The organism is Desulfovibrio sp. (genome assembly GCF_019424165.1).
Lineage (GTDB): Bacteria > Desulfobacterota > Desulfovibrionia > Desulfovibrionales > Desulfovibrionaceae > Desulfovibrio.
The window spans coordinates 1-21,124 of record NZ_JAHZAA010000013.1 but is presented as its reverse complement, the minus strand read 5'-3'; the positions used below and the strand labels follow the sequence as shown (position 1 = coordinate 21,124).

Here is a 21,124-nt window from a genome sequence, read left to right as displayed (position 1 = left end):
AGTCGGAATTGGCGGACGCCATTTTTTTGGTGCCGTCCAGGCGCAATAGTACCGCATGGTCCAGCAGACTGTGCAGAAAAGGCATAACGTATTCTCCCCGTACCTTTTCTGTAAGCATTTCGTAGTCCAGAGCCTCTACCTGAATAAGAACGATTTTATCTGTGCAGGGAAGCAGCGGCAGGTTTTCAACGCCGTGTGGAGACTCCATCGGTTGCGTTTGTTCCTGCATGCGCCAGGGGTAACCGGAGCCCAGTTCCAGCGCATATGTGGCCAGATAGCCGCGTGCATGCAGTGAACGCCGCTCTGGCGGGGTAGAACTGATTTTTTCGCTCGTGGTGTTCTGGGGCCAGAATTCCCTGAGTGGCTGCACTGCAAAGCTGCTGCCCATGACTACGACAAAACTTGCAAAGGCCACTATTCCGATCTGTTTACGATAGGGCAATATTGTAATTTTGGATAAAAAAAATATCTGCACAAAAGCACAGATAACGAAAAACAGCGATTTTATAACAGGAACATGAAAAAGCACAGAAAGGCCAAGATGGCTTGCGTAGCGTGTGCCATGTATTATTGTGGAAATATTTGGTGGAACCTTAAGCGTTTCAGATACTGCAACACACACAATGCCAAAGGTACATTGCATGACAATAAATAGTATACATATCTTACGTTTGAAAAATATAAAGAGACACAATGAGGCTGCTATGTTGATGCCCACGATGGGAAATGTGGGGCGGATGCTCCACCATTGACAGATAGAGCTCGACAGGGATGTCGCCAGAACCAGAAGAAACAAGTATAACCATGCGCGCGTTGCATCTGTCATATACCGTTCCGGTTTGCTCAAAAGTTGCTCGCCTATGGCGAAAAAATTTTATTCCCGCAACATTAGCAAACCGTCCAGAATAGTCCAGGGGTTAGGTGGGCAGCCCGGAACAAAAAGGTCCACGGGCAAAATATCTGCAATGCCGTTATTACACTGTGGAGCATCGCGGAAAAGCCCGCCCGATATGGCGCAGGACCCCACAGCCACCACGAGGCGTGGTTCCGGTGTGGCATTATATGTATCAATGGCTGCCAGCCGCATGTTTTCAGAGACAGGACCGGTAAGCACGATGCCGTCGGCGTGCCGTGGCGAAGCCACAAAATCAATGCCGAAGCGCGGCAGGTCAAACACAAGGGTTCCGAGCACGTTGCAATCGGCTTCGCAGGCGTTGCAGCCCGCAGCGCTCACCTGACGCAGCTTGAGGGAACGCCTGAACATGGCAAATTTTCCAGGCACAGGGGGCGTTACGGCCTGCGGCGCAGGTTTTCCGGGTACTATCAGCAAATCTTCGCGCCTGAAGGCCGCCATGCGGTGTTCACCCGTAAAGGCGATGGCCTGTTTGGGACAGGCGGCGCGGCAGGCTCCGCAGAAGGTGCAGCGGCCCATATCCAGCGTGGGCGTGCTGCCGGGCGCGCCCTCTGTGGGCAGCAGGGCGGCAGTGGGGCAGGCCGCGTAACAGGCGCGGCAGTCGCCGCAATCCACAGGGGTCAGGCTGGGGCGGCCCATGTACCGGGACGAGAGCTTGGGCTGTTGGCGTGGATAGTCCAGCGTGCGGTATTTCTGATGAATACGTTCCTTGATAATGCGCAGCATGTCAAAACCTCACAGGTCATGCCCGCAATAAGAGAGGTTGAAACTCTTGTTGCAGAGGGGAAAATCTGAAATCTGGTTGCCACGCAGGGCCATTGCCAGCCCTGTCCAGTTATGGAAAGAAGGGTCGACCACCTTGTAGACCAACAAGTGTCCCCGAGCGTCGGTAAGCCCCACATGGCATACTTCACCACGCCAGCCTTCTACCAGGGCCACCGCCAGGGTGTCCGGCGGCAGAGCGTCAAAAGAGGCGGCCGCAGCGGGCGCGGCGTCGGTGGCAACCGTACCTTCCGCCATTGCCGCATTTTTTGCGTGGGGCAACGCCCCCAGGCGGATAAGGTCAAGCTCCAGCAGGCGCAGGCTGTCATCCAGTTCGCGGCTGCGCACAAGGGTGCGGGCCATGACGTCCCCCGTTATTTCCAGCCGGGGTGCGCATCCCTCGCAGGGCAGATCACTGAGGGGCATGTGAAAGCGCGCATCCACATCCAGCCCGCAGGCACGCGCGGCCACCCCCACAAGGCCTAGTTCATGAGCTGCCACAGGCTCCACCATGCCGGTACCCGCAAGGCGGTTACGCACGGTCGCGGCATCAAGCATCACGTCCACCGAGCCGCGCGCATCGTGCCAGGCCGCACGAACGCGGGCGAGCATGTCAGCACATTCCGACGGGTTAAGGTCGTAAGCCACCCCCCCCGGACGCAGCAGCCCCCTGCCGAAACGGTTTCCGCACAGGCTGGCGGTGATATTAAGAAAATCGCCGCGTATGCGGCCATTCCACGAGGCTGTGGGCAAAAAACCCGTATCCCCGGCAATGGCTCCAAGGTCGCCTGTATGGTTGGCGAGGCGCTCCAGCTCAAGGCCAATGCGGCGCAGCAGTTGGGTACGTTCATCAGGCTGTTGCCCGGTCATACGCTCAAGCAGCACGCAGTGGGCCGTGGCATGGGCAACGGTGCTGTCGCCAGCGGCGCATTCCAGCAAGTGCAGACGCCGGGCGGCAGGCCCCTGAGTGATCATGGCCTCAAGGCCCCGGTGCTGATAGCCCAGTGCGATCTCCAGGTGCAGGACGTTTTCGCCGTAGCACTGAAAGCGAAAATGCCCGGGTTCGATAATGCCTGCATGTACAGGCCCCACGGCAACTTCGTGTACGTCTGCCCCTTCTACCCGGTAAAAGGGATACGGCTGTGCCGGGGACTGGGCAAAAGCCGCCAAAGCCGGAGAAGGGGCGGCCTCCGCGGATTCCTGCGCAGAGGCGGCGCTGTCGCTTTGGTTTTCCGCGGCATTGCGCACCGCGGCTTCGGCGCTGTCGGGGATACGCCGCACGCTTTTGAGCCAGGGATGTCCTACCGGCTCCACGCCCCATTGTTCGTAAATTTCGCGTTCGAAATAGTGTAACTGCGGCAATTCCGGCGTCATTGACACAAAGGCCGTCACTGGCGGCGTACACCGGGCCATAAGGCGGCGCGTGCCGTCATGGGCCAGTATGCAGCAAAGGCTTACGGCCAGGGCTTGTTCCGGTGCAGCATCACTGTGCGCGTCAAGAGGGGCATCCGCTTCAGGAATGCCGAAAAAGGCCAGTACGCGCCAGCCCCCGGCCAGGGCGTGCCGAAGAATGTCCCGCAGTTCAGATACGGAATGACGCCCCAGTTTGTTCAGGGTTACCGCCTCACGGTAGTCGAACGACATCAAGATCCTCCTGGAGCATCTTAATTTTTGCGAACATGTGTTCCCAAAGATTCCAAATGCTCACTGCGGTGTTTAACAGCGCACCATGCCACGCTTACACCTTCGTAGCGAACGCCTGCTCACGCAGCCGCCGGAACAATGGTAAAGCAACATTTTCCTAGCCGCCGATAAGGGCCGCGCCTTGCCGCAAAAAATTCCACAGCCAGTCGGGTATCCACAGGCCCAGTGTCAGCACCGCCATACCGAGCGCCAGGGGCGGAAGTATGCTCAGCAGCGGTTCGCGCGGATTCTGGGGCATGTCTGTGGGGCGGTTGCCCTGCACCATGCGCAGCACAGCTACTGAAAGACCCACAAATATTACGGCCAGGGCCAGCAGGTAGGCGGCGGCCAGAAAAGGGGATCCGGCAGCCAGCATGCCTTTGAATATAATAAATTCACTGATGAAAATGCCGAAAGGCGGCGAACCGGCCACTGCCAGAAATCCGGCCATCCACAGGGTGCCGGTAACAGGCATGGTCCAGCGCATGCCGCGAATGTCGTAGCTTGAAAATGTGTGATAACGGGCCAGGATATTGCCGGAAAGTAAAAAGAGCATGCATTTGGTCAGCGAATGGCAGACCGCATGCAGCATGGCCCCAGACACTGCCAGGCCGCCCACGCCCACTCCAAGTGCCAGTATGCCCATATGCTCCACGCTGGAATAGGCCAGCATGCGCTTGTAATGCCCCTGGCCCACAATGAAGATGGCCGCCGTAATCAGTGACAGCAAGCCGAAAAAGCTGAGCAGGCCGCTGCTGAAGCCGCCAAGCCCGGCGGCCAGCATGATCTGGTGGCCGCGCAGTATGCCGAGCATGGCGCAATTGAGCAATGCGCCGGACAACAGGGCCGAAACCAGCGAAGGAGCCTGGCTGTGGGCATCGGGCAGCCAGTTGTGCAGGGGGGCCAGGCCCATCTTTGTGCCGTAGCCGACCAGCAGAAAAATAAACGCCGCCTTGAGCCAGGTTTCTTCTCCGGCGCGGGCGTGGCTGACATACCAGCCCACCTGGTTCATGCCTTCCATCATGGCTTCCATACCTTCAGGCGTGTAAAAAGCCACGGAAAGCAAAATGTTGCCCACCATGGCCAGAGCAATGCCCACAGAGCATATGATCAGGTACTTCCATGTGGCTTCAAGGGATCGCTGATGGCGGTGAAAGTAAATCAGCGGCGCGCTGGAAAGTGTCGTGGCTTCAATGCCCACCCATAATGCCCCAAGGTGCGGAGTGGTTGTCACCAGCGTCATGGATGAAAGAAAAAAACACAGGCAGGCGGCCAGGCGGCGCTGCGGCGCATTGGTGAAGCTGCGACCGTCCTGAAAGGCGGTATGCACGCCAAGGCTTTCTTCTTCACGCAGATAGTACACGGCGTATACAGAGGCCGCCAGAAAAAGCAGGCTGGCCAGCATGAGAAAAAGCGCGCCCAGCGGGTCCGGCGCCAGCAGACCGCCCATGGCCTCCGGCTCGGCTCCGTGGGCCACTTTCCAGGTGGTCCATGCAGCCAGCCCGGCGTGGGCCAGCCCTGTCAGGGGCAGAAGAACGCGGCACAGGGCGCTTGTGCCAAGCAGCATGATACAGCCCGCCGCCAGCGGGAGAAAGAGCAAGGCTTCCAGCATGGCCGTCAATCCCTGAGGCTGCGAAAGCGGCCTACATCAATGGATTCAAAGGTATTGCTGATGTGGTTGATGGCAATGCCCATAACAAAGACAGCCACAAACACGTCCAGCAGAAGCGCCAGTTCAAACCAGATGGTCCCTGCCGTCATCAGGGGCATGCCCAGCAAAAAAATGCCGTTTTCCGCCACGAGATAGCCGATGACCTGGGCCAGGGCCGTAGTGCGCCCCACCACAAGGATAAGCCCGCAAGAAAGTGTGGTCAGCGCCGTGGGCAGCAGCAGCGGCGGAAAAAGGGCAGGCAGGGTCAACAGCCTGGCTTCAAGCCACAGCGAAAGCACAAGCCCCCCCATGCCGGCCAGCACCCCTACGGCCACATGCAGGCGGGGGCGCATACGCTGATGGGCATGCAGACGCTCGCGGGTACGCCACAGCAGCCCCGGCAGCAGAGCTCCCTTGATCAGCAGCACGGCCCCGGCCAGCAGGGCATGGTCCATGCTGAGCAGCATGGCCGCCAGCAATATGCCCTGAAACGCGGTAAGGCGTATGAGCCACATAAGCCGTGTTGTACCCAGCATGAGCAGGTTGTTCAGCATGAGCAGAAACAGGCAGGATTGCAAAAGAGATTCCATGCTTCTACCTCGCCTGGGTCAGGATGAGCGCTAGCGCAGCCATGGCCGATGCGCCGCCGAGCAGGTAAGGCACACGGTCCATGCGCAGACGCGCCATGACAGATTCCACAATGCCCACCACCACGGCCAGCAGCAGCACGATGAGCACGCGCAGCCCTGCCTGCTGCCACAGGGGCAGGGCGGGGGTAACCAGTCCGGCGATAAGCGCCGCGAAAAACCACAGTTTGAGCGCCGCGCCGTAAACAATCATGGCCAGGTTGGGACCGGAATGGTCCAGCACCATAACCTCGTGAATCATCGTCAGTTCCAGGTGGGTATTGGGATCATCCACAGGAATGCGGCAGTTTTCCACCAGCAGCAGAATAAAGAAAATGCAGGGCAAAAGCAGAAGTTCACCCCGGCCCATGGCCCAGGCTCCGGCAATCTGCCCCCCGAACATGGATGAAAGCGAAAAGGCCGCGTGCGGGCCGCTTCCCATATCCAGGGTGACGCTGGTAAGCACCAGCAGCGCCAGAAAAAAAAGTGGTTCCGCCAGTGCCGCGAAGGTGGCTTCACGGCTTGCGCCCATGCCCTCAAAGGCCGAGCCGGTATCAAGGGCCGAAAGCATGATGGCAAAGCGCCCCATGCCCAGCAGATAGGCTGCCAGAATAAAGTCGCCGCCGAAAGCCAGTGGCGAGGTCGCCCCGCCCAGCGGCAGCAGGGCAATGGCGCAAAGGGCGGTGGCCAGCGCCACTGCGGGACCGCAGGCAAAAACCCAGGTGGTGGTACGGCTGATGACTTCGCCCTTGCGCATGAGCCGCGCGAGGTCATAATAGGTTTGCAGCAGGGGCTTGCCATGCCTGCCGGCGAACTTGGCCTTGACCCTGTTGATGATGCCGGGCAGCAGCGGAGCCAGAACAAGAGCCAGCGCAAACTGCACGAAATAGACGGCTATGTCCTGTCTCATGCGCTCAGCCCCCATACAAGCAAACCCACAACTGTGGCGAGAATGTAAAGAATATAAAGATGTATTTTGCCGTGCTGCATGATTTTACAGGCATTGCACAGGCGCTCTATGCCTTCAAAAAGCGGATCGTAGATGGAGTTGCGCATGCGGTCGGGGGCGGAAACGCTCAGGTTCCCCTTGCCGGGGAACAGCCGTGCATCCAGTTGCATGCGCACTTTCAGGCCCATGCCGGGCGCAAATATTTTGCCGAGCGGTTCGGAAAATCCCGCATCAGTGTACTGGATGCGGGCCGTACCGCCCTGATAGCCGCAGCCCCAGGTAGGCATGCTGCCCACGCTGCGCCTTTTGAGCAGCCTCTTGCGCAGGATAATGCCTGCCAGGGCAAGCCCCAGGGCAATGGAGCCGACCAGCGATACCATGGCAAGACTGGCGCGCATCTGTTCCTGGCCTGCCAGGGCGCCGGCCTGCATGTCGTTGGGCATGGGCAGGGCGGCCAGCCCCGTCATGGAGGCAAGGTCAAAAAAGAGCGGAGCCGCCAGGCCGCCAAGCACGCAGACCGCTGCGGGCAGGGCGAGAGGCCAGAGGGTTCGCCAGCCTGCGGGGCGGGCATTGGCCGCAAAGCCCGAGCGCGGCTCGCCAAGAAAGGTGATGCCGTAGGCCTTGGCATACAGGGCGGCGGCAAGGCCGCTGATGAGAGCAAGGGTTACCAGCGCCAGCAAAAGTCCCACTTGCCGTTCCACGCCGGGCAGGCTTGGCCCGTCCAGCAGCGAAAGCGCCAGTACAAATTCGCCCGCAAAACCGTTAAGAGGCGGCAGGCAGGCAATGGCCGCTGCTCCCAGGGCAAAGGCCGCGCCAAGCAGGGGCAGGCGTTTTTGCAGGCCGCCCAGTTGCTCCATGCGCACAGTGCCTGTGGCATGCAGCACTTCACCGGCGGACAGAAAAAGCAGCCCCTTGAAACCCGCGTGGTTCAGCATGTGCATAAGACTGCCCGCAAAGCCGAGGGTGGCTATCCAGGCATTGCCACAGGCCATGCCTATGAGGCCCGCGCCTACGCCCATGAGCATGAGTCCCATGTTTTCTACGCTGGAATAGGCCAGCAGGCGTTTGAGATTGCTCTGGCCCAGCGCTTTCAGAATGCCGATCAGGCCGGTGGCAAGGCCCAGCAGCAGCAGGGTCCAGCCCCACCATTCGGGAGCTTCGCCGGGCGCGGCCAGCAGGCTGAGGCTGCGAATGATGCCGTACAGGCCCGCGTTGATCATGGCTCCGGAGAGCAGGGCCGAAACATGGCTTGGTGCGGCGGGGTGTGCTTCGGGCAGCCAGACGTGCATGGGCGCAAGCCCGGCCTTGGCCCCAAAGCCGAGCACAGCCAGTGCAAAAAGGGCTGTCAGTACACCGGAGCCGGCGTCGCGCGCCACCCCCTGCATGACCGCACCGCCCTGAAGAATGTCAAGCGATGTGGTTCCCGTGCTCTGCCAGAGCAGCACAAAAAAGGCCATAAGAACCACGGCCCCAAGGTGGGCCGCCACCAGATAGACCCATGAGGCGTCGCGCACCTGCCGGTCGCCATCATTAAATTCAATGAGAAAAAACGGCGCGAGAGACATAAGCTCCCAGGCCAGCATGAAAAGTACGGCATCACGCGCCGCCATGACAAGCGCCAGCCCGAGAATCAGCAGGATGTAAAAAAACCAGTGCGCTGCCAGATTGTGTTCCTGCGGGTGGGTATGCCGCAATGCCAGACCACCGGACACGGCGCACACAAAACCGAGGCCGAAAACCGGCAGCAGAAAAATGCGGCTCAAGGGGTCAAGCCCCAGAATACAGGCCCCCACGGGCAGGCCCCAGGGCAGGCGCAGAGAGACAGCCTCGCTCCAGGGGGCGAAGGCCAGCGCGCACAGGCCCGCCAGACAGCCCGCCGCGGCTCCACAGGAGCCAAGCAGGTTGGCGGCCCGGCTGCTGCCCGCCGGAGAGGGCAGCAGCGCGAACAGGGCCATGGCGGCGGCAGCCGCCGCCAGGACAAGCAGGGTTATGATAAAGAGCGTCATGGCGTAGGGTGGCCTTCAGGCAATGGTCAGGCCATGCCAAGTTTTAACATGCTGTCAAAGTAGGCGATGGTTTTTTTCAAACCGTCTTCCAGTTTGACCTGCGGCTCCCAGCCGAGTTTTTCGCGGGCCAGCGTAATGTCGGGCCGCCGCTGTTTGGGATCGTCGCCGGGCAGCGGTTCGTAACTGATCACGGACTTGCTGCCGGTCATGTCCACGACCTTTTCTGCCAGCTCGCGAATGGTGAATTCGCCGGGGTTGCCCATATTCATCGGGCCGATGAAGTCGTCGGGCGAAGCCATAAAGCGCACCATGCACTCGATCAGGTCATCTACATAACAGAAAGAGCGCGTCTGGCTGCCGTCGCCGTAAATGGTGATGGGCTGGCCCTTGAGCGCCTGAATGATGAAGTTGGACACCACACGCCCGTCGTTGGGGTGCATTTTGGGGCCGTAGGTATTAAAGATGCGCCCCACCTTGATGGGCAGGCTGTCCTGCCGCCAGTAAGAGAAAAACAGGGCTTCGGCGCAGCGCTTGCCTTCATCGTAGCACGAACGGATGCCGTTGGGATTCACATGGCCCCAGTAATCTTCGGTCTGCGGGTGTATTTCGGGATCACCGTACACTTCGCTGGTGGACGCCTGATAGATGCGCGCCTTGAGCCGCTTGGCCAGGCCCAGCATGTTGATGGCCCCGTGAACGCAGGTCTTGATGGTCTGCACGGGGTCGTGCTGGTAGTGGATGGGCGAGGCCGGGCAGGCCAGATTGTAGATTTCGTCCACTTCCACATACAGGGGAAAAGTCACATCGTGGCGGATGAGCTCGAATCTTCTGTTATCGAGAAATTCCTCCACATTGGCGCGGGCGCTGGAAAAGAAGTTGTCCACGCAGAGGACTTCATGCCCCTCGTTGAGCAGTCTTTCACACAGGTGCGAACCGAGAAAACCCGAACCGCCCGAGACCAGTATACGTTTGCGGAGATGCATATTCCCCCCGGAAAAAGTGGTGTTAAATCAAAAATTAGGACAACAAAACCAGTTCAGCATAGCGCTATTGCCCTGTCTTGGCAATGGCGCTGCTGCGGGCCTTGCCCTTGCCCGCACACGTTGTTATGTAACGGCGCGAGGTAAGCATGTCGAAAAAATCCACCAACCGCATTGATCCCGTTTCTGTTCCCCTGCCGCCGGAAGGTGTCGACAGCCACGCCCATCTGGACGGCGAGGAATTTGACCTGGACCGCGAAGCCGTGCTGGAAAGGGCCGCTGCCTGCGGCATAAGCCACGTGGGCAATGTTTTTCTCAACCCCGACCATCTCGCCGCCCGGCAGCACTATTTTGCGGATCACCCACAGGTTTTCTTTCTGCTTGGCGTGCACCCCTGCCATGGGCGGGACTGCACACCCGAGGTTATCGAAGCCATGCGCCGGGCTTTTGCGGAGGAGCCGCGCCTCAAGGCCGTGGGCGAAATCGGCCTGGATTTCTACTGGGACGATTGCCCCCGCGAAGTGCAGTACGAGGTTTTTACCGCACAGCTCAGGCTGGCCCGTGAACTGGAACTCCCTGTGGTAATTCACTGCCGCGAGGCTGAAGAAGAGACGCTCATGGTTTTGGAATCGCAGGGCTTTGCCGGTTATCCGCTGCTGTGGCACTGTTTTGGCAAAGGGCCGGACCTGGCCCGGCGCATCGTGCACAACGGCTGGCATGTGTCTGTACCCGGCCCCGTGACCTACAAGGCCAATGAAGAACTGCGCGAAGCCGTGGCCTGCATTCCATCCGACCGGCTCATGCTGGAAACAGACGCTCCGTATCTTGCTCCTGTACCCTGGCGTGGCAAGCGCAACGAACCTGCTTTTACAGTGTTTACGGCGCGGGCGGTGGCGGAAGCGCGCGGGCAGGATGTGGAAGAACTGTGGCGGCAGTGCGGTACCAATGCCCGGCGTTTTTTCGGCCTGTAGGCAATGCCGTCGCACGCGTTTTTCCTGGCAACCCTGCGTTGAGCTTCTCCTGGATATGCCAGACATGACAAGGGAATTCATTTTGTGACGGCACTGTTCTGGACGAAGGCGTGCTGTTGCGCCCTTGTTTTTCGCTCATGCCCAAAAACGTCCGGGCGGAGAAGGCGGGGATGCCCCGGCGCGGCTTGACCGGTCCCCGCGCATCAGATAAACCCGAGTCATGGGTATTCCTTTCAGGTTCCACGCGGCTTTGCCGCGAAGCGCCGGGTGTGCCGCTGTTGCGGTTTGCGCGGTTAATGTGGTCAGTCTGCCGGGCATGCCGGCGCTGGTCGCACAGGAACCTCTGTTCTTTTTTTCCGGCATCACCTGACCGCCTGTGGGGTGGGGCTGGATGTCTCCCTTGCTCGTCTAGCGGGCAGTTTTCGTTCTGCGCCGTAAGGGCGGCTTTCCATCTTCTACCTGACTCCCGGCGGCGCAATCGCGTCTGTTGCTGTTCACTGCGTGGCGCGTCCGCGCTTTTTGTTCACGCTAACCGTAGGAGACTGTCATGAAACGTGTAATTCTTGCGGCTGTTCTGCTTATGTGCGGCCTCGGCACGGCCTTTGCCGCTTCGCCTTCCGCACCTCTGGACGCCTTTAAAGGACAGAAGGGGGTTGTGGATATTGCGGGCGGCACGGCCCACATTCCTGTTATGAAAGAGGCCGCCCGGCAGATCATGGCCGTTAACCCGGATATACGCATTACTGTGGCAGGGGGCGGTTCTGGCGTGGGCGTGCAGAAAGTGGGCGAGGGCATTGTGCAGATCGGCAATACCGGTCGTGCCCTCAAGCCTGCGGAAGTGGAAAAATACGGTCTTGTGACCTTTCCTTTTGCCATTGACGGCGTAGCTGTGGCCGTCAATCCGGCCAACAAGGTCGCGGGGCTGACCAAGGCCCAGATAAAGGACATTTTTTCCGGCAAAATAACCAACTGGAAGGAAGTGGGCGGCGTTGACGCTCCCATATCCCTCTATGTGCGCGAAGACGGCAGCGGCACGCGCGAAACCTTTGAAGAACGCGCCATGGACAAGGGAGTTGCTGCATCCAAAGCCAACGTGGTCAGCTCCAACGGAGCCATGAAAACATCCATCAGTCAGGATCCCAACGCCATCGGTTATGTGGGCATCGGCCATCTGGATAACAGCATCAAGGGCATAAGCATTGACGGCGCGACCCCCAGTCAGGAAAACGCCGCATCGGGCGAGTACAAGGTCACGCGTCTTCTGTACATGAATACCAAGGGCGAACCGCAAGGCCTCACCAAAGCCTTTGTGGACTATATCTTCACTCCCGCCGGACAGGAAATAGTCTCCGAAGCCGGCTACATCCCCTATGTCAAGAAATAGGGACTGTTCCGTCCGCCAGGCCGGAAGCGCCGCGGCGCTTCCGGCTGCGGGCCGCCATATACGGGATCATACCGACAGTCCCGGCCGCCTTCTGCTGCTGGCCGCCTGGCTGGCAGTGCTGGCTGTGGCTCTGCTTTTCATGATGGTGCTGGCGGCGGCCCTGCCCACCATAAGCTCCCTGGGGGCCGGTGGCCCGCTGGACTGGCTGTGGCTGCCCTCTCAAGGGCGGTTTGGCATTCTGCCCATGTGTGTGGGTTCTCTGGCTTTGGCTGTACTGGCTCTGGGGTTGGGCTGGCCTCTGGCCCTGGGGCTGGCCTGCTGGCTGCTCACTGAAGAAAGCGCCCCGGCGCGTCCCCTGAGGGGCTTTGTGCACGGCCTGATCCGCTTCATGACGACGATTCCCACCGTTGTTTACGGCTTTGCCGCCGTATTTCTGCTTACGCCCCTGGCGCGCACCGTGCTGGGCGGCACGGGCATGTGTCTGGCCTCTGCGGCTGTAATGCTGGTTCTGCTTGTTCTGCCCACCATGGTGCTCATACTCATGGCCGGGCTGCGTCCCCGGCTGGAACGCCTCTGCCCCTGGGGGCTGGCCCTGGGGTTCACCCGTCTTGACCTGCTGCGCCTTTTTGTGCTCCCCGGTTCGGGGCGTGTCCTCGCCAGCGCCGCGGTACTGGGCTTTGGCAGGGCAGTGGGCGATACGCTCATTCCTCTCATGCTGGCGGGCAACGCCACCCAGGTTCCCGGCGGTCTTGCCGAGAGCATGCGCAGCCTCACGGCACACATGGCTCTGGTAACGGCCAATGAAGTGGGCGGGGCTGCCTATAATTCCCTTTTTGCCGCAGGGCTGGTGCTTTTGGCCGTGAACACGGGGGCAAGCCTTGTGCTCCGTCGTCTTGTGCGGTCCCCCAACGGCCCGGTTCCGGCAGGCAGCGGGGGCGCGGCATGAGCAGCCCGTTTTCGCAAGCTTTGTTGCGCTGGCTGTTGCGCTGCTGCGCCCTTGTTCCCTGCATTGCCGTCTTTTTTCTGCTGGCTTTTCTGCTGTATAAAGGCTTGCCCCAACTGGGAGTGCCGCTGTTTTTCGATAATGTGTCGCCCCTGGATGCGCTGCTGGGCCGCCGCCCGGTGTGGGACGGCCTGTGGCCCGCCTGTGCCGGAACTCTGTATCTTGTGGCCCTGACCATGGCGCTTGCGCTTTTTCCCGGAGTGGGCTGCGGTCTGTATCTGGCGGAATTTGCCCCTCCACGTCAGGCTGCGCGTATCCGTCTGGCCATGGATGTGCTGGCGGGTACGCCCTCCATTGTTATGGGGCTGTTCGGCTTTACACTTATACTTTTTTTGCGCCACTCCTTTGCGCCGGAGGCCAATACCTCGTTGCTGCTGGCGGCCTGCTGCCTTGCCCTGCTGATTCTGCCCGTGCTGGTTACGGCCACGTGCGAAGCGCTGGAAGCTGTTCCCGGAAGTTTGCGGCTTACCGGAACAGCGCTGGGCTTCACCCGACGGCAGCTTGCCCGGCGTCTCTTGCTGCCCGCCGCAGCACCCGGCATCTGGGGCGGAATTATTCTGGCCATGGGCAGAGCGGCGGAAGACACGGCGGTTATCATGCTTACGGGGGTTGTTGCCAATGCAGGCTTGCCCGCCGGTCTGGGTGACAAATTTGAGGCTCTGCCGTTTTCCATTTTCTACACGGCAGCACAGTATCAGGATAATGACGAACTGCTGCGGGGTTTTGGCGCGGCTCTGGTGCTGCTTTTGCTGTCATCGTTTCTGCTTTTTTGCGCCCGCCGCATGGAAGTGCGCTTCCGCCGCCGCTGGCAGGGGGTATCATGAATATTGCCGCCCGTATTGATGATCTCTGCGTGAGCTTTGGCCGCCGGAAAATTTTGCATCACGTGTCTTTTGACATCCCGGCGCGAGGCATCACGGTGCTTGCCGGGCGCTCCGGCTCGGGCAAGACAACCTTGCTCCGGGCCTTGAATCGCCTGAACGAAACCTTTCCCCACTGCCGCACTTCGGGACGGGTCGAGCTTGACCTGGGGCAGGGGCTTGAGCCTGTGTATCCCGCTCCGGGAGTGGTGGTGCGCCCGCTGGCTCTGCTGCGCAGCCGCGTAGGTATGGTTTTTCAAACACCCAACGTGCTGCCCGTCAGCGTAGAGCGTAATGTTGTGTTGCCGCTTGCCGTGGTGGCAGGGCTGCCGGAAGCAGAGTGCCGCCGCCGGGCCGAAAATGCCCTTAAAAACGTCGCCCTGTGGAATGAAGTGAAAGACCGCCTGAACATGAGTGCCGACAGGCTTTCCGGCGGGCAGCAGCAGCGGCTTTGTCTTGCCCGCGCCCTTGCGCTGGAGCCAGCCATGCTGCTTCTTGATGAACCCACGGCCTCGCTGGACGTTCACGCCACGGCGGAAATAGAAGATCTGCTGCTGCATCTTGCAGGGCAGTACCCGCTGGTGGTGGTCACGCATCATCCGCAACAGGCCGTGTGCCTTGGGGAGCGTCTGGCTGTCATGGCTGACGGCCATGTCAGGCAACAATTCGAACGTGGCGGCATTGATGCCGCCACGCTGGCCCGGGTGCTGGCCGGAGCCGGTACAGATTCGCCGGAAATCGCGCTGTAGTGTCTGCCGGGCGGCCCGGCCGTGCGCCACAGCGCTGGCAAAGACGAGCCGCAGGCCTGCATCGTCATGTGGCACGCAAGATGCGGCGGGCAGCCGTATGGCCCGGAAATTTTGCCGATAATTTTTTAAATGTCCGCTGTTCCCTTGACCTTGCCACCTGAAGCGCGGCATTGTTCTGATGGAGGCCGCATGGAACACCTTACTTTTTCCACCCTTGACCCCACCTTTAACCTCGCGCTTGAAGAGGCGCTGTTTGAGACGCTTCCGGCCGGGCATCCCGGGTATTTTCTGCTCTGGCAGAACGGCCCCTCGGTTATTGTGGGCCGCCACCAGTGCACTGTGGACGAAGTGAACGCCGATTTCATCCGGCGTGAAAACCTGCCTGTCGTGCGCCGTATAACTGGCGGCGGGGCTGTATACCACGATACGGGCAATCTGAATTTTTCTTTTATTGAACATGCCGGTGGGCGTGAAAAAGTGGATTTCCGGCGTTACCTTGAGCCGGTGTGCGCGGCCCTGGCCGATCTCGGTGTGCGTGCCGGAATTTCCGGCCGTAATGACGTGGAGGCCGAAGGGCGCAAAATTTCCGGCAGCGGGCAGATGCTGCGCCGGGGCAAGGTGCTGCACCACGGCACGCTGCTTATTGATGTGAATTTTGACCGCCTTGTGGAAGCCCTGAATGTGGACCCTGAAAAGATGCGCTCCAAAGGGGTTGCGTCGGTGCGGTCACGGGTGGGCAATATCTCGGAGTACTGGCAGCCGGGCAGTGATACAGACGCGCTTGTGGCTGCGCTGCTCAGGCGATGCGCATCGCGTCCCGGCAGCGTGGGCGAAAGCCTCATGGCCGAGGCACACAGGCTTGCTGACGAGAAATACCGGCAGTGGAACTGGAACTACGGGGCCATGCCCAATTTTACCGAGCGCAAGCGGCAGCGTTTTGACTGGGGCACAGTAGAGCTGCGCCTTGATGTGAAGCAAGGGCGTATTGCCTCCTGCGCCATTTTGGGCGATTTTTTCTGCAATGCCGGAGAAGGCATACAGGAACTGGAACAAAGCCTCGCGGACGCGCCCCGTGAGCCTGAAGAACTGGAAGCCATTTTGCGAAGGCTGGACATGGGCCGCTACTTCAGCGGTTGCGAAGCCGAAACCATGATGGAATTTTTTACGCGCTGAGGCCTGGTTGCGGACACGTCCGGCGCAGTTCTTGCGATTGCTCCGCCATCTGGCCGAAACCCGTTTTTCCGTACGGCAGGCCCGTGCGGGATGGCAGTAATTTTTTTCACGCTCCTTGTGTCCGTTTTTTGCCGATGGTATCCTGCGGACATATGTGCGTGCTGTTTGGTGTCCTCCGGGCGCCGCAGCCGGATTACGGCACGGCGCAACAAGTTCAATCACCCCAGATCAAGGAGAAACCATGTCAGACTTGCGTACCCCGCTGACCTCCTGGCATGAAGCCCAGGGGGCGAAGATGGCTCCCTTTGCCGGTTGGCTTATGCCCATTCAGTATGAGGGCATTCTTGCGGAACATCTCCATACCCGGAAACATGCCGGTATTTTTGACATCTGCCATATGGGAGAATTTCGCATTGAAGGCCCCGGCGCTACAGAAGCCCTGTCGCGCGCCGTAAGCCACAATCTTGAAACCCTGGCCCCCGGCAAATGCCGCTATGGCTTTCTGCTCAATGAAAAGGGCGGCGTTCTTGACGACGGCATCATCTACCGTTTCGGGCCTGATTCTTTTATGGCAGTGGTCAATGCCGCCTGCGCCCCCGGCGATCTGGCGACCCTGCGCGCCCGCCTGCCTGAAAGCATCAAGATCACCGACATTTCGGCCGAAACCGGCAAGGTTGACCTGCAAGGCCCGGATTCGCTGGATGTGCTTGAAAAAATCATGGGCGAAAACTTTCATGACCTCGGCTACTTTTCTTTTCGGGAAAGCAAGTGGCAGGGCGTGCCTGTGCTTGTGAGCCGTACCGGCTACACCGGTGAACTGGGCTATGAGCTGTATCTGCCCACGGACAAAACCGAGGCTTTCTGGAAAGCCCTGCTGGCCGATGAGCGCGTTAAACCTGTCGGCCTTGGCGCTCGCGACACACTGCGCCTTGAAGCCGGATTGCCGCTTTACGGGCATGACCTTGATGAAGACCATACGCCCGCCGAGGCGGGCATGGGCCGCATGATGACAAGTCAGGCCGATTATGTGGGCAAGGAAGGGGCGCAGGCCGTGCGTGAAGTGCTTGTACCCCTGCAAATCGAAGGTCGCCGCGCCGCCCGCCACGGTGATGTCCTGGCGCTGCCCGGCGGCGAAGCCGTGGGACGCGTCACCAGCGGCTCGTTTGCGCCCTCTTTGGGCTATGTTATTGCTTTTGCCTGGGTGGATGCCGCCCATGCGGACAAGGAAGATTTTGTGGTGCGTGCCTCCAGAACGAAACTGCCCGCCAAAAAGGTGGAGATTCCTTTCTACAAGGAAGGCACGGCCCGCAAGAAGCTGGTCTGATGCGCGCGGCGTTCTGCGAACCGCTTGCGGAGCGGAACTGCCCCCCGCGAAATACGTGAAGGCTTGTGCGCCGAGAGGGCGCGTATTGTTCCCCCCAACTACATATTTTCAGGAGAATGCACATGGCTACCAATCCCTCGGACCTGTTGTACAGCAAGAGCCACGAATGGGTGCGCCTTGAAGGCGACGAAGCCGTGGTCGGCATCACCCACTTTGCCCAGGAGTCCCTTGGCGACATTACCTATGTGGAACTGCCGCTTGTGGGCGATGAAGTCAGCGCAGAAAGCGAATTCGGCTCCATTGAATCCGTCAAGGCCGCCAGCGATCTGGTATCGCCCGTGAGCGGCGATGTGATCGGCATCAATACCGCCCTGGAGCAGGCACCTGAAAAATGCAATGCCGATCCCTATGGCGAAGGCTGGCTCATGCGCGTCAAGTTTTCCCATAAGCCCGAAGGCCTTTTGGACGCGGCGGCTTACGAGGCCTTCTGCGCCACAGAAGGCCACTAGGCCACATTTTTCCGGCGTCTGGTTTTGCCGCGCGGCTGTACTGCCGTGCGGCGGCCAGATCCGGAAAAATGAACCGGACAGAGCGGGCAGCGGCACGCCCCGGCCGGAGAAAAGGGCCTTTTCGGCCCATAGTCGCCCGGGATCATCCCGGCCCTGTTCCCAGCCTGCCTGCAAGGGCATGCAGCCGCCGGACCTTTCATAACACGGCGGGCAGAATGCCGCCGATTTGCCGCGCAGGCGAAAGCCACCCGCCGTTCCGTATCAGCGTCATCATGCTTTTTTCAGGCACACGTTCACGCGTAACATGCTCAAGGAGCGGATATGCCATACATCCCCCACACGCCGGAAGAGTTGCAGGAAATGCTCTCTGTGGTTGGCGTGCGCGATCTGGACGGCCTTTTTGCCGATATCCCCCCAGAAATGCGCCCCAAACAGTTCAATCTGCCCAAAGGCCAGTCCGAAGCCGCGGTTTGCGCTTATTTTGAAGGCCTGGCCGCCAAAAACTGCCCGGATCTCGTATCGTTTCTGGGCGCGGGCTATTATGCCCACGACATCCCCAAAGCTGTGGATGCTCTTGCTGGCCGCAGCGAATTCTATACCTCTTACACGCCTTATCAGCCCGAATGCTCGCAGGGAACCCTTCAGGCCATCTTCGAGTTTCAGACGGCCATAAGCCGCCTCCTGGGCATGGATTGCGCCAACGCCTCCGTGTATGACGGCGGCACGGCCATTTGTGCGCTCCACCCGTCGCCGCGTGCTGGTGGTGGACGAGGCCGTCAATCCCATCTGGCGGGTCATGCTGGCTTCATACATCTCCAGCCTTGACCTTGAACTCAAGACCGTGCAGCAGGAAAAGGGCGTGAGCCGTCTTGACGCGCTCATGGCCGCCATTGACGACACCACCGCTGCCGTGATTGTGCAGAACCCCAACTTCTTCGGGGCCGTGGCGGATTACACCCAGGTGTTTGCCAAAGCCCGCGAGCACAAGGCGTTCGGCGTCATTTCCGTGTACCCCGTCATGCAGTCCGTGCTGAAAACCCCCGGCGAAATGGGGGCGGACGTGGCAGTGGCCGAAGGTCAGAGCATCGGCATGCCCCTTTCTTTCGGCGGCCCCTATCTGGGTCTCATGACCTGCCGCAAGGAGCATATCCGTCAGTTCCCCGGCCGTATTGTGGGCCGCACCACAGATGTGGACGGCAAAACAGGCTACGTGCTTACCCTGCAGGCGCGCGAACAGCACATCCGCCGGGCCAAGGCCACATCCAATATCTGCTCCAACCAGGCCCTGTGCGCCCTGCGGGCGCTCATCCATCTGTCCCTGCTGGGACCCTGCGGGCTTACACGGCTGGCGGAAAACAACATGGCCCTTACCCGGTATGCCGTGGAACGCCTCACCTCCATCAAGGGCATTGAGCTTCTCAACGATGCGCCCTATGGCAATGAGGTGGCCCTGCGCTTGCCCATGCCCGCCCAGATGCTGGTGGATGCCCTGTCCGCGCACGGTTGCGTGCCCGGCTATCCTCTTGGCCGCTACTATCCCGGTATGGAAGACGTGTTGCTGCTGGCCTGCACCGAACGCAACAGCCGTCAGCAGATCGGCATGCTGGCCGAAACCGTGGGAGGTCTGCTGTGAAAACCATCTTCGCCAAATCCGTTCCCGGGCGCGGCGCGTGCTGCATAGAGTCCGACGCCCCCAAGGCTGCGGACATGCTGCCTGCCGGCCTGCTGCGTAAGAAAGAACCGGGGCTGCCCCAATGCTCCGAGCTGGATGTGGTACGCCACTTTACCGGCCTTTCAAAACTCAATTACAGTGTGGATGCCAATTTCTATCCGCTTGGCTCCTGCACAATGAAGTACAATCCCAAGTTCACTGAGTATGTGGCCGCATTGCCGGGATTTGCGCGCCTGCACCCCATGCTTGCCCAGTTGGGCGGCGCGGCGGGCTGCACCCAGGGCGCGTTGCAGTGCATGTATGAAGCGGAAAACATGCTTTGCGAGTTGACAGGCATGAAGGCCTTCACCTTGCAGCCCATGGCCGGGGCCAATGGAGAGTTTGTGGGCGTCAAGCTTATTGCCGCCTACCACAAGGCCAAAGGGCGTGACCGCAAAAAAATGCTCATCCCCGATGCTGCCCACGGCACCAACCCCGCCTCTGCCGCGCTGGCCGGATTCGAGACCATCAACCTTGAATCCCGCCACGGCATGGTAGACCCGGAAGCTATTATAGAAGCTATCCGCAAGTACGGAGAGGACGTGGCAGGGCTTATGATGACCTGCCCCAACACTCTGGGCCTTATGGAAGTGCACTTGCCCCGCATTGTGGCCGAACTGCGCAAGATAGACGCGCTGCTCTATTACGACGGGGCCAATATGAACGCCATCATGGGCAAGATGCGCGTGGGCGACGTGGGCTTTGACGTGGTGCACCTCAATGTGCACAAAACCCTGTCCACCCCGCACGGCGGTGGCGGCCCCGGAGCGGGTCCCGTCGGCGTGAGCGAGTGCCTGGTACCCTTCCTGCCTGCGCCCCGCGTGCGCAAGCGTGAGGACGGCGCCTATTTCCTCGACTACGATGTACCGCAGTCCATAGGTTATATGGGGCCGTTTTATGGCAGCTTTGGCGTTATGGTCAAAGCGCTCGCCTACATGCTGCGCCTGGGCGGGGAGGGCCTTACCCGGGCTTCGGAATATGCGGTGCTCAACGCCAACTACCTGAAAAAGAAGCTTGAGAACACGCTGGATATTCCCTATGCCGACAGGTTGTGCGCCCACGAGTTCGTGGCCTCGGCCCCGCAGGAAACCCGTGCTCTGGATATTGCCAAGGCGCTGCTTGACCGCGGCTTCCATGCGCCGACCATCTACTTCCCGCTTATTGTGCATGAATGCATCATGGCCGAGCCGACGGAAACAGAAAGCAAGGAAACCCTGGATTCCTTTGTGCAGGCTCTGGAAGAGATCATGCTTCAGGCCAAGAGCGATCCTCAGGCCCTGCTGGACGCCCCCGTAACGCTGCCAGCGCGCCGTATGGACGAAACCGGGGCCGCCCGTAACATGATCCTTACGGAAGATATGGCCTAACGGCTTTGCGCGAGCGGCAATGCTGCCGCAAGCTGATAACAATAAAACATCAAATCCCCCGGAAGCCGGGGGATTTGATGTTTTATGCGAATGATGGACGCAACAGGAAGCCTGTGAACAGCCGGGGCGTGCTATCTGCTTTGGAAAAGAGAATGCAGGAGAAGCAGCCGGAAGCCATGAAAGTGTACTGCCGCCGGTAACGAGCTGTTTTGGTGTTGTGTGCGCTGCTCAGCGATGCTGGCGAATGGCGTGGCTGGCGTTGATTCGCGCTCAGGTCGCCCCCAAGCCGGCTGACGCGGAAAGTGACAGTATACCCAGCTTTGGTGCAGGTTTGGTGCAGGTTTGGTGCAATTTTCCGGAAAAAGACACGAAAAAAGGGTTTGCGTTTACGCAAACCCTTGTTTTCTTCTGGCTCCCCGAGACGGACTTGAACCGCCCACCGAGTGATTAACAGTCACCCGCTCTGCCGATTTAGCTATCTTTTTTCTTTGAGGCACGGAATT

At 60.0% G+C, this 21,124-nt stretch carries 17 protein-coding genes and 1 pseudogene; 10 read left to right on the top strand and 8 right to left on the bottom strand.

Annotated features, from left to right (window positions below; genetic code table 11):
• The 8 genes from QZ377_RS06535 to QZ377_RS06500 form a co-directional block, all read right to left on the bottom strand.
• A partial coding sequence (locus tag QZ377_RS06535) for a hypothetical protein (RefSeq protein WP_291440382.1) occupies positions 1-847 on the bottom strand: 847 nt, incomplete at its 3' end.
• A 27-nt stretch (positions 848-874) separates the two neighbouring features.
• On the bottom strand, positions 875-1,639 hold the full coding sequence (locus tag QZ377_RS06530; protein WP_291440381.1) for a 4Fe-4S dicluster domain-containing protein: 765 nt from the start codon (positions 1,637-1,639) through the stop codon (positions 875-877).
• A gap of 9 nt (positions 1,640-1,648) precedes the next feature.
• Positions 1,649-3,319, bottom strand: coding sequence for a hydrogenase (locus QZ377_RS06525; RefSeq protein ID WP_291440380.1), 1,671 nt, complete (start codon positions 3,317-3,319; stop codon positions 1,649-1,651).
• Positions 3,320-3,476: 157 nt separating this feature from the next.
• Positions 3,477-4,970 (bottom strand): proton-conducting transporter membrane subunit, encoded by a 1,494-nt coding sequence (locus QZ377_RS06520; protein ID WP_291440379.1) that lies wholly within the window; start codon positions 4,968-4,970, stop codon positions 3,477-3,479.
• 5 nt (positions 4,971-4,975) lie between these two features.
• Positions 4,976-5,599 (bottom strand): hydrogenase-4 component E, encoded by a 624-nt coding sequence (locus QZ377_RS06515; protein WP_291440378.1) that lies wholly within the window; start codon positions 5,597-5,599, stop codon positions 4,976-4,978.
• 4 nt (positions 5,600-5,603) lie between these two features.
• Complete coding sequence (locus tag QZ377_RS06510) at positions 5,604-6,545, bottom strand: NADH-quinone oxidoreductase subunit H (protein WP_291440377.1); 942 nt, start codon at positions 6,543-6,545, stop codon at positions 5,604-5,606.
• Complete coding sequence (locus QZ377_RS06505; protein WP_291440376.1) at positions 6,542-8,590, bottom strand: proton-conducting transporter membrane subunit; 2,049 nt, start codon at positions 8,588-8,590, stop codon at positions 6,542-6,544. Before QZ377_RS06505 ends, QZ377_RS06510 begins: the two co-directional genes overlap by 4 nt.
• A 26-nt stretch (positions 8,591-8,616) precedes the next feature.
• Positions 8,617-9,573, bottom strand: a complete 957-nt coding sequence (locus QZ377_RS06500; protein ID WP_291440375.1) for a UDP-glucuronic acid decarboxylase family protein — start codon at positions 9,571-9,573, stop codon at positions 8,617-8,619.
• 146 nt (positions 9,574-9,719) lie between these two features.
• Between QZ377_RS06500 and QZ377_RS06495 the strand changes: the two genes are divergently transcribed.
• The 10 genes and pseudogenes from QZ377_RS06495 (at position 9,720) to gcvPB (ending at position 20,621) form a co-directional block, all read left to right on the top strand.
• Positions 9,720-10,541 carry a TatD family hydrolase gene (locus QZ377_RS06495; RefSeq protein ID WP_291440374.1) on the top strand — a complete coding sequence of 274 codons (822 nt, stop codon included), beginning with the start codon at positions 9,720-9,722 and terminating at the stop codon, positions 10,539-10,541.
• Between the two features lie 547 nt (positions 10,542-11,088).
• Positions 11,089-11,925 carry a phosphate ABC transporter substrate-binding protein gene (locus tag QZ377_RS06490; protein WP_291440373.1) on the top strand — a complete coding sequence of 279 codons (837 nt, stop codon included), beginning with the start codon at positions 11,089-11,091 and terminating at the stop codon, positions 11,923-11,925.
• Positions 11,912-12,871 carry an ABC transporter permease subunit gene (locus QZ377_RS06485; protein WP_291440372.1) on the top strand — a complete coding sequence of 320 codons (960 nt, stop codon included), beginning with the start codon at positions 11,912-11,914 and terminating at the stop codon, positions 12,869-12,871. Before QZ377_RS06490 ends, QZ377_RS06485 begins: the two co-directional genes overlap by 14 nt.
• Positions 12,868-13,752: an ABC transporter permease subunit gene (locus QZ377_RS06480; protein ID WP_291440371.1), complete on the top strand. Its 885-nt coding sequence runs from the start codon at positions 12,868-12,870 to the stop codon at positions 13,750-13,752. Before QZ377_RS06485 ends, QZ377_RS06480 begins: the two co-directional genes overlap by 4 nt.
• Positions 13,749-14,537 (top strand): ATP-binding cassette domain-containing protein, encoded by a 789-nt coding sequence (locus tag QZ377_RS06475; protein ID WP_291440370.1) that lies wholly within the window; start codon positions 13,749-13,751, stop codon positions 14,535-14,537. Before QZ377_RS06480 ends, QZ377_RS06475 begins: the two co-directional genes overlap by 4 nt.
• 189 nt (positions 14,538-14,726) lie before the next feature.
• Entirely contained in the window at positions 14,727-15,710 is a 984-nt protein-coding gene (locus QZ377_RS06470) for a lipoate--protein ligase (protein WP_291440369.1), read from the top strand.
• A gap of 241 nt (positions 15,711-15,951) precedes the next feature.
• Positions 15,952-17,034, top strand: coding sequence for a glycine cleavage system aminomethyltransferase GcvT (gcvT, locus tag QZ377_RS06465; RefSeq protein ID WP_291440368.1), 1,083 nt, complete (start codon positions 15,952-15,954; stop codon positions 17,032-17,034).
• A 122-nt stretch (positions 17,035-17,156) separates the two neighbouring features.
• On the top strand, positions 17,157-17,543 hold the full coding sequence (gcvH, locus tag QZ377_RS06460) for a glycine cleavage system protein GcvH (protein WP_291440367.1): 387 nt from the start codon (positions 17,157-17,159) through the stop codon (positions 17,541-17,543).
• A 321-nt stretch (positions 17,544-17,864) separates the two neighbouring features.
• A pseudogene (gene gcvPA / locus QZ377_RS06455) lies at positions 17,865-19,176 on the top strand (aminomethyl-transferring glycine dehydrogenase subunit GcvPA).
• A complete protein-coding gene (gene gcvPB, locus QZ377_RS06450) occupies positions 19,173-20,621 on the top strand; it encodes an aminomethyl-transferring glycine dehydrogenase subunit GcvPB (RefSeq protein ID WP_291440366.1) in 1,449 nt (482 codons plus the stop codon). The pseudogene gcvPA and the gene gcvPB overlap by 4 nt, the downstream one beginning before the upstream one ends.
• The last annotated feature ends 503 nt before the right edge of the window (positions 20,622-21,124 follow it).